The sequence below is a fragment of the Methylophilus luteus genome (genome assembly GCF_042676265.1).
Taxonomy (GTDB): domain Bacteria; phylum Pseudomonadota; class Gammaproteobacteria; order Burkholderiales; family Methylophilaceae; genus Methylophilus; species Methylophilus luteus.
In genome coordinates, this window is record NZ_JBHTKB010000003.1 from 396,258 (window position 1) to 406,353 (window position 10,096).

4 protein-coding genes are annotated in these 10,096 nt (G+C 57.8%); 1 reads left to right on the forward strand and 3 read right to left on the reverse strand.

The window, feature by feature from the left end:
* Positions 1-113 precede the first annotated feature (113 nt).
* From ACFQ1Z_RS14190 to ACFQ1Z_RS14200, 3 genes are all read right to left on the reverse strand, one after another.
* The gene (locus ACFQ1Z_RS14190; protein ID WP_379058885.1) at positions 114-353 is read right to left on the reverse strand and encodes a hypothetical protein; all 240 of its coding nucleotides are present in this window, start codon (positions 351-353) and stop codon (positions 114-116) included.
* Between the two features lie 143 nt (positions 354-496).
* The gene (gene pbpC / locus ACFQ1Z_RS14195) at positions 497-2,734 is read right to left on the reverse strand and encodes a penicillin-binding protein 1C (RefSeq protein WP_379058887.1); all 2,238 of its coding nucleotides are present in this window, start codon (positions 2,732-2,734) and stop codon (positions 497-499) included.
* Positions 2,731-8,718 (reverse strand): alpha-2-macroglobulin family protein, encoded by a 5,988-nt coding sequence (locus tag ACFQ1Z_RS14200; RefSeq protein WP_379058889.1) that lies wholly within the window; start codon positions 8,716-8,718, stop codon positions 2,731-2,733. The genes pbpC and ACFQ1Z_RS14200 overlap by 4 nt, the downstream gene beginning before the upstream one ends.
* Positions 8,719-8,997: 279 nt before the next feature.
* Here ACFQ1Z_RS14200 and ACFQ1Z_RS14205 point away from each other — a divergent pair.
* Positions 8,998-10,096 (forward strand): AIDA repeat-containing protein (locus ACFQ1Z_RS14205; RefSeq protein WP_379058892.1); only part of this gene is annotated, 1,099 nt, incomplete at its 3' end.

Here is a 10,096-nt window from a genome sequence, read left to right on the forward strand (position 1 = left end):
CTGTTTTAGTCAGCTGACTATGGACCAGTCAATATACAAACAATGACCAGTCAATAAAAAAAGCCGCATTGCTATGCGGCTTTTTTGCTGGCTGACGATCAGCGGCCAGAGTGCTAGTGACAACCACCCGAGCTGCAGCCACAAGATTTGCCGCCGGGCTTGAGGGTCTTTTTCTGCCATGCCTGTTCAAATGCCTGCTTGCTCATGGGTTTGAGGTTTAACGACTGCTGCAACTCATCATCCACCGCCTGGCGCTGGTAGCGGTTGAAATGGGCCAGGTATCTGGCGTAGGCGCGGTCAGTGCCTAACAGTTTTTGCCATTGTGTCCATAACCATTTTTTCAGTTTAAACATGCGTACTCCTTGCTGACTGCTGGTTTGATAACGCATTGTACAGAATGGTTCTGGCTGCGGCACATTTAAAACCGCACATTTAAAACCGTGTATCTAAATCTGCGATGGTTGCTACAGGGGGATGCAAGGTTTGCCCCTGGTGCTTATTTAGCTTTGCCAGGCATATGCAGCCCGCGCACCTCAAAAGTATGCGTGTCCAGCAGCTTGCCGTGCGCATCTGTCAGCGTCAGCTTGTGTTTGCCTAGTAACGGGAGTGGCACCAAAACTTTGCTTTTTCCGCACGCGGCTACCGCCTTGTCATCCAGTAGCAGACAGGATTTACCGCTGCCGCCAGACTGCAATAACAAGGCTTGCCGCTGCTGGGGAATATCCGGGTCGGGCGCAATGATCGCCGAATCCGGCGGTGCGATCAGGGTGGCGGATGACGGCGTGACATTGACGACTATAGTTTGGCTTTCGGTCTGGTTTGCGGTCTGGTTTGCGGTCTGGTTTGCGGTCTGGTTTGCGGCTGTCTGCGCTGCCTGCCTGGGCAGTATCACCCAATCCTGCCTGGGGGATTCTATGGCGGGCTGGTAGCGTACTTGCTGCTGCAGCAGCCCGGCTGGTGCGGCGGGTTGCTGGCTATGGCGCGATTGGTGCAGGTGTTCAATGATGTCACGCCAGACCGGGGCGGCGCCGGTGATGCCGGAGACATCCCACATCGGTGCCCCGGAAAAATTACCTACCCACACGCCTACTGTATAGCGGTCTGTGTAACCTATTGCCCAGTTATCCCGCATGGCCTTACTGGTGCCGGTTTTCACCGCCGCCCAGGTGCGGGTGGAAAGCGGGCTGGAAAGGCCGAAAGTGATGGTGCGTGCACCCGCGTCGGCGAGGATGTCGCTGATGATAAAACTGGCTTGCGCGCTGAATAGCTGTGTTTTGCTGGTGTCGGCGCCAGCCACCTGGCCGGCCGGGCTAAAACTGACCGGTTGCCAGACGCCGCCGTTGGCCAGTACGCGATAGGCATTGCTCAGTTGCAGCAGGCTGGCTTCTGCGCCACCCAGTGCCAGGCCAAACCCATAATGCTCGGCATCGCGCGTCAGGCTGTTCAGGCCCAGGCCTCTGAGGGTGTCAAGAAAAGGGTCTAGCCCGACCAGCGTCAGCGTGCGTATGGCCGGCACATTCAGTGATGCCCCCAGCGCCGTGCGCACGCTGACTGCGCCCTGAAAGTGCCTGTCGTAATCCTGCGGGATATACAGGCCGCTGGGCGTGGTCAACGCCAGTGGTGAGTCGTCTAGCACCGAGCTGGCATTCAGCCAGCCCTGGTCTATCGCCAGCGCATACAAAAACGGTTTCAGGGTAGAGCCAGGCTGGCGCAGGGCCGACACGCCATCGACTTCTGCCGCGCCGGAGAGGTCACCGCTGGAACCGACATAGGCCAGCACTTCGCCGCTGTGGTTATCCAGCACCACCACTGCGCCGTCTTCCACGTTCTGCTCTGCCAGCTGTGCCAGGTGGGTGCGCAGGGTGTCGCGGGCAAAACGCTGCAGACTGGCATCTATGCTGGTTTGCAGTCGTTGGCCATGTTGAGTGAGCAAGCGCCGCGCCAAATGCGGTGCGTCGTCTATGCCAGGCATGGGGAAAGGGCGCGACGGCAGCAGCGCGGTGCGCAGGGTCACCTCAAGGCAGGGCTGTTTTTTTGACTGGCGGTTGAGGCTGGCTGGCATGGCCTGCAAGGTGGCGCAGGCACGTTTGGCCAGCCGGCTGCGTGCAGCGCCGGGTGATCTGATCAGCGACGCCAGGATGGCGGCATCTATGCTATCCAGCCCATTCGGGCCTTTTGCCAGCAGCCCTCTGGCGGCGGCATCAATACCGACCAGCTCACCGCGAAAGGTCACGCGGTTGAGGTAGGCTTCGAGTATCTGCGCTTTGCTCCAGTGCAGCTCCAGCGCCAGCGCCATGCGTATCTGGCCGAGTTTGGCGGCCCAGCTATTTTGTCCTGAATCAGCAGCGCCCTGGTTGAGCAGTTTGGCCAGTTGCATGGTGATAGTGCTGGCACCGCGGGCGCGCGTACGCCGCAGGTTATCCAGCCCGGCAGAGCCGGCAGCCAGCAAATCTACCCCGGCATGCTGGTAAAAACGTTTGTCTTCGGCCACCAGTACCGCCTGCTGCAAGCTGGGCGAAATGTCCGCTAAGGCTATCCACTCCAGCATGCGGCGCTGTTTATCCAGGCGCAGCCGTTGCAGCACTACACCATGGCGGTCCAGCAGCACGGCTTCTGAACTGCGGGTGGCAGACCTGACTTGCTCAAAACTGGGGGTAGGCGTGATAAACACCCAGCCACTGGCAACAATGACGGCTAGGGTCAGTGCTGCCAGCAGCGTTTGTTTGCGCGTCACCTGGCGGGTGTCCCTGGTTTAACTTCCATAGGTTTAACTTCCGTGGCTTTAACCTCCATGGCAGGCACCGGCGTCTCGGCAAATATCTCCGGCGCATACATGGCCTCGACGCGGCTGGCTGGCATGGCAAAACGGCCGGCATTGTTCAGGCGCACTGTGTATTCAATGCTGAATTTGCCTTTGGGTACATAAGCGTAATAAGCACGGAAACCATCAAACGCGCGTTCTTCAAATGCCGGGCGCTGCCAGCCGGCTTGTTTTTCGCCGGCAGCCAGCTGGCTGGAATCGCCGCCCAGGCCGCTACCCAGAATGGTGGCACCGGCCGGCACCGGGTCATTCACCACCACCCAGGTCATATCGCTTTGCGCGTCTATCTCCAGCTGCACCTGGTAGGTGTCACCGCGTTGCCACTGGCCACGGGTCTTCTGCTCTATGGCAGTGACACTGCGCTTGAGTTTATAGCCGGCAAACAGCGGTTTCTCCAGCGGCAAGGCAGCCCTGGAGGTGACGAATGCCCATGGCTTGCCTGCACCCAGATGCTGTATGGAAAGCGGGGTGGCGGTTTTGGGCCAGGCAAAATGGGTGGCCAGGCCAGCGCCCATAGGTGTGCCTTTTGTCGGGTCTACATGATGATTGTCCAGTTGCGCAGCTGTTCTGGCATCTGCCCAGTTGAGAGAGACTGCCTGCTCACCCAGCTTGACCTGGGTAGTGCCTGCCACCGGTATTTTCTCGAAATGTGTTTGGAAATAACGCAGGGCGACCGCTCCCCAGGCATTGGCGACAGTGGTGCTCCAGTGGCCGTTGCTCTGGCGGGCCAGCGCACCACGGGCCAGGCGGCCTATATCGGCTGCTTCCATGTCCGGGTCTTCTGCCAGCAGGCGTAATGCCCGCACCGCATTCAGGTCAGGCGACACCATCAGCCACCACAGGTAATCCTGCTTTTCGGTGGAGAAATTCATGGTGGTGCCTGAGAACATCAGCCGTGATTGCAGGATCTGACGCGCCTGTTTCAGCTGCTCGTCATGCCCGGCGATCTCCGGCAAGCGTTGCAATACCGATATCCAGTCTATCACCCCCGAGCTAGGCCACAGGTTAGGGTTGATCTCCAGCGAGTCCAGCATGGCCGGACGCGCCCGCTCATACCTTGCCAGCGCGTCTATCGCCGCCAGTTTGCGCAGGGTGAGGTCGGCCGTTTGCAGGCTGCCATAACGGTGTATACGGCCGGCGACAAAATCTTCCAGCCCTTTCAGCATGCGCTCGCGCGGCCCTTCCGGGATGCTGAACTGCGCCTCATCGGCGATACGCAGCAAATAACTGGTCAGCGTATCGTCGCCGCGCAACCAGTCTATGGCGAAGTACATGGCCAGGCCATCCGCGTCCAGGTGCGCAGGCAGGCTATTCATCACTTGGTTCCACCTGTCCTGGTTATCCAGGGTGATGGCGACCGAAGCGCGCTGCTCCAGGCAGACATAAGGGTAGCTGGCCATCCATTCACGCAGGCCGTCCTGGTTGCCCGCCAGTGAGCGGTTCAACTGGATATCCACGCCACCGCGTCTGGCGATAGCGCCTGCCGGTTGCTGCACCGAAAACGCCCATGGCGCATCCGGTTGCGGTTCGGCATTCAGTTGCTGCAAGGTCTGCTGGTAAACGCGTACCGGCACGGCAACCCCCACCTGCTGTGCCACCTTGAGCGTATCCTGCGCCAGTTTTTGCTGCTTGCCGCTGCTGACTTCTTTAGCAGTGATAGTCCAGCCCAGTTTATCTATATTCAGCGGCACGTTGATAGGGAAAGCCAGGCTGGCACCCAGGCCAGGTTTCAGGCTGATACGCTGTAATTTCGGTGTTTTGCTGACGTCATCGGTCAGGGCCACATCCAGTGTCAGATCGCGCTCAGCGCCGTTACGCACCGTGACCATGGCATTGAACTGGTCGCCTTCGCGCACAAACGGCGGCAAGCCGGAGAACAGCATCACTTCCTGTCCACTGCGGATCAAGGTAGAGGCAGAGCCAAACCGCATGCTGCCAGCGTGGGCGATCGCCGCAATGCGGAACGAAGTCAAAGAATCATTCAACGGCACATCGACCACCGCCTGGCCGCGCGCATCCAGTTTCAGGCTGGGTTTCCACAACAGCAGGGTATCAAACAGCTCGCGCGCATTGGCGCCCTGGCCACCACCGCCGCCAGGCGCAACCGCTTTCTTGCCAAAATGGCGCTTGCCTATCACCTGTGACTGCGCGGTCGAGGTGCGCACTTCCAGCGCGCGCCGCTCCATCATGGTTTCCAGCAGATTCCACGATTGCGGTTTTGCCAGTTGCAACAGGCCTTCATCCACCGCTGCCAGCGCTACCTCGGCATTGGCCGCCGGTTTGCCTGACGGGTCGGTCACGGTCAGTTTCACGCGTGCCTTGTCGCGCACATGGTAAGCCTGGCGGTCAGGCTCTACCTTTACTTTCAGGCTATACGCCTGCCAGCCGACACGGATCTGCGTCATGCCCAGCTTGAACGCCGGCTTGGTCAGGTCCACCAGCGCCGTCGGCCGCGTATCGATCTCAACCGGCATTTTCTTGACCAGGCCAAAGAACATGCCCACGCGGTACATCATGCGTTTCAACCACGAAAACTGGCCGGATACTTCGGGGTCTATACGGCCGCGCACCACCATCACCGAGACATAAGCATTCGGGCCGTAATTGCCGGCGATAGGCACTTTAACAAACGGCGAACTGGCGCTGACCGGCACCACGAATGAATCCAGTATGCCTTCACGCTCGACCGTGACCAGGGCAGTGGCTTTGCGGAAAGGCATGCGCACTTCAAATCGCGCGGTCTCGCCCGGCTCATAACTACGCTTGTCAGCCAAAATGTCGATACGGTCACTTTGCGAGGCGTCAAACCAGCTGTTATCGTCGGCCACATAGACTTCGCTGCTGGCAACGGCGATATTGCCCTGCTTATCCTGGGCGGTGGCCACCAGTATGATCTCGCCGGATTCAGGTGCCGCACCATCGCACACCAGTATGCCGCGCTTGTCGGTAGTGCCGCTGCAGACATTGCCGGCTTTTTTCACTTCTGCCGTTTGTTCATAGGCGTAAAATCCGCCCAGCATGCGTTTGCGGTAGGCGTAGGTCTTGCGTGTATAAGCCTCTATATTCACTTTGCGGTCTGCCCAGGCGTGACCGGCCGCATCGACTGCCAGCACCTTGAAAGCCAGCCGCTCTTTGGTGGCAAAAAAACCTTCTATCTTGATCCCCAGCGACAAGGCCGCAGGCAACACCATGGCCTGGGTGGCGGTATTCAATATCTGGCCGTTAGGGTCTGTGTATTCCATTTCAACTTCAAGCGCATGTGATTCCTGCACTCTGGGCAGCTTGTCAAAGGTCACCCTGGCGCCGCCATTGCCATCCAGCGACACACTCACCGTTTTTGCCGGATAGCCGCTCACTTGCGCAGAGGCATCTTCGCTCACAGTTTCGCCGTCGTATTCCATTTCCGGGTCATAAGAATAAGGTTGTACCGCTTCTATGCCTTCTTTAGGCACGCGCCCGCCAAAACTGAAATCCTCAAACTCGCTGTATTGCAGCGGGTAGCGCACCAGGCGGCTACGGAACTTGACCGGCGCGCCAGCGGCAGCACCGCCTGCCAGGTAATTCAGTTGCGCATCTATCGCCAGCTGGGTGCCATTCACCAGTGGCTGCGCCGGCGCTTTCAGCACCGCTTTCATCAGCGGCACCCGGTATTGCTCAACGCGGAAAGTGCCTGATGAAAACATCTGTTGCCCTACCATCATAGAAACGACATAAGTACCCAGTTTGGCTTCTTTGGGGATAGCCCAGGTCGATAGACCGGCCGTGCCTGACCAGGCCACATCTACATCGTATTTTTCGCCACTGCCGCCATGCACTATGCTGATGCTGTCCGGCTGTTGCTCTGCCAGCTCAAAGCCTTTACCGGTGCGCACGCGGATAAAGTGCTTCATAGAAACTTTTTCGCCAGCGCGGAACAGCGGGCGGTCAAACACCGTGTGCGCGATCAGCGGTGTGCCGCCGGCGCCGCCACCCAGGTTGAATTGCCAGGGGCTGATGCCATCATCCCACGAGGAGAACACAAACGACAGGTCGTCACCCTTGCGTGCCGTTGCCAGCAAACCATAGCACTGGTTGTAATAGCCCTCGGCCAGTGGCTCTGCGATATGCGCCATGCCTTTGCTATCGGTGTTGCCTTCCCATAGCGTGCGGCCTTCACAGGTAGAAACGCGCACCGCAGCATTGCTCACCGGCTGCGCGTTATCCAGCCGTGTCACCCACACCAGTGATGATTCGCGGCCCTGTTTCAGGTGCACCGCCATATTGGTGACCAGCGCGCTGGAAGAAACGTAATAAGGCTTCTGCTCGCCATGCAAGGTTGCACCCAGGCGGTCACTGGCGAATTCAACCACGTAAAAACCGGGTTTTTTCAGCGGCACGCCTATCAGTTCAAAGGTCTTGTCACCGTGGGCGCGTGGCAGTTGTAACGGGCTGGTTTTAAAACCGCTATTGTTGGCCGTATCCATCAGCAACGGGATCTCGCCTTCGCGCGGATAGCGCTTGTGCTCCCGCTCAAACTGCCGGTCCAGCTCGTTATCAGGGTGGCGTGTCACGCGGAAAAACCATTGCGCCAGCGTCGCGTCATCGTCCAGTGCCAGCCTGCCCAGCATGCCGCGACTGGTCTTTGCCTTCATGTCAGCCTTCTGGTCAGACGGGGTGGCGGATTGCAGTTGTACGCCGGCCAGCGTGGCCTCTACATTGCGCACACTCACCGGCAGCGCAGGCTGCGCATGTTGTTCCAGTATGCCAAAGCGTGAAGGAAACTTGATCAGCGGCGGGTCTTCATCTATGTTCAGTTTCACCGGGAAAGCAGCGGCATTCACCGCGCTACGGTCGGCGTCATCTTCAAACCCATACGGCAGCGAAATGCTGACGCTGGTTTTTTCAGTGAAAGGCCCGCTAAAAGTCACTGACTCCACCGTTTTGCCGGTGTCATCCTTGGCGATCACCGGCGCTATCTGCTTGCCATCGGCAGTCTTGAGCAACAATTTGCTGGCCAGCTCACGCGCCACTGGCGCGGTAAACGACACCCTGATAGGCAGCACCGGCACGCAGCCGGCTTTCGGGTTGGTGCGCGTGCAATTCACACTCACCTTAAAAGCTTCGCGCACGGTAAATTGCAATGATTGCGCACGCGTGCTGGCAATGCCCGAGGTGGAGGTGATCCCTTTGTCCCACCACAAGGTCAGCTGGCTACCGGCCGGTAATTTGCGGTCACACTGGGCAACGATGACATTGGCATTTTTCAGGCGCTTGTCTTTGACTTCCACTATGCCCACGCGCGCATTTTTAGTCAGCACCTGAAAGAAATTGCTGGCACGGCCAGCCTGTTCGGCCAGGATCTTGTCGCGCTGGCTGCCTTCTATGATCTTGAGCGGAATACGGTCACCCACGCCCTTGATACTGCAAGCCGCGTGTTTTTTCACTGAGTCCATATCCACAGGCGCATCCAGCCCCAGTAAAAACACCTGCTCTTCATCAATCGCCCCATAACCCTCATAAGGGTGTGAGATCTGTATCGCCGGGCCACCGGTGTTAAAGCTGAATGACTTAGCCTCCAGCGCAACGCCATTCAGGCTTTTAAAGGCAGGCTTGGGCGTGAAAGTGCATTTAAGCCCGGCGGGCAGGTCATCATCAAAATCATATAGCCAGTTGCGGCCATCGGCCCAATGCCCGTGACCAGTGGCCGGGCAGGTGATGTCAAAAGGCGCTTCCAGCCTGGGGTCACCAAACGCCACCATGGCTTCAGAAAAGCGAGCACTCACCTGGCGCACCGCCTTGATCTCACCTTGCGGCGAGAATGATTGCACAGTGACCGCAGCGCTGGCAGGTGCAGGTGCGGCTTGCACACCATTGGTTAGCCACAGCATGCTTAACAATATGATCTTCAACGCGCTCATGAATATCCTCTGACTTTTTTAGCTTTTTTACTTTTTATGTGGCGGGCGGGTGGTTTGTAAATGGCCGGCCAGCTGTTTGCAACATGGTGAACAGGGGCGCTCACCATGGCCAGTATGGTTCAAGTGTAACCAGCTTTGCTGACTCTTGCCATAGCCGCTTGTCAGCCAGCCGTCGTTAACAGGTGATAGTTTTTGTCAGCTTTATAGCTGCCAGATGTTTGAGAATGCCGCACTACCTGCATTTTTATTCTTAAGCTTTCATCTGGAAAGGCCAGCGGCATGCCAAAAAACACACAACAACCCCTGAAATCTCCACCCTGTTTATCCGCGCATTCTTCTTTTAAAAACCCAGGTCAGCACTGTGTTGGCCCTGGTTCGCTGAGCGGTGCTTTCAAACCCACCAGCCTGCTGTTAGCTTTGTTATGCCTGGCTGGCTATCAAGCCCAGGCTGCCGAGATTGAAGTGAAAAAAGGGGAGACGTCCAATGGTGCTGTGATTCAGAATGGTGATACGCAAGTGGTTAATGGCACGGCAGAAAAGACCTCATTGCAAAACCGCGGTATTCAGTTTGTACAGTCAGGCGGTACTGCGAAGAATACTACTGTGGAGTCGTCTGGGAAGGTGTATGTTTTCAAAAATGGGACGATTGAAAACCTCACTGTCAAATCCGGTGGCGATGCTTACCTTGAGACTGGCTCAATATGGCAAGGCTATATCCGGTACGAGCCAGGCAGCAACAGCCCTGGTGGAGCCACACTATCAACCACCTGGAAAATGACCGACGATTCTGCCTTTAATTTCCTGTATGTTGAGCCCTCCGGCCATATCGACTTTGAGGCCCCCGGTGGCAAGTTCGCCGCCAAAACACTGAGCATAGATAAGCTCATAGGTAGAGGTGGCCTGATCACGCTCAACCAGGTGCTGGACGAGGGTAGTATGCCGGGTGACAAGATCATCATCCGCGATAAGGGTAGTGTCACCGGCAGCACTTTTCTCGCCATCCGCAACCATGGCGGCCTGGGTGGCAAGACTACGGGTGACGGCATGTTAGTGGTCGAAGCACAAGGCAGTGCCGTCACCACCGCACAAAGCAGCAAAGATGGTTTCAAGCTCAAGCAGCCGGTGTATGCAGGTGCCTACGAATACCGGTTGCGCGCTGGTGATGCTAACGGCAATGGGCAGAACTGGTATCTGAGCAGCCAGTTAGGTAGTCCGTCAAATGGTCAATTGAATGGACAGACGGCCTACCGCCCCGCCAGCGCCGCCTTGCCCGCCCTCATGGACCTCTCAGGCCGTATGGCCTTGCATGCACTGCTGAATGGCCCGCAAAGCGTAGGCAGCAGTATGGATACCAGCACCGACCCCAACGCCAAACACC

Excerpts from the sequence above, each read along its gene's own strand:
- ACFQ1Z_RS14190 (WP_379058885.1), bottom strand. The coding sequence starts at position 353 with ATGTTTAAACTGAAAAAATGGTTATGGACACAATGGCAAAAACTGTTA.
- ACFQ1Z_RS14200 (WP_379058889.1), bottom strand. The coding sequence starts at position 8,718 with ATGAGCGCGTTGAAGATCATATTGTTAAGCATGCTGTGGCTAACCAAT.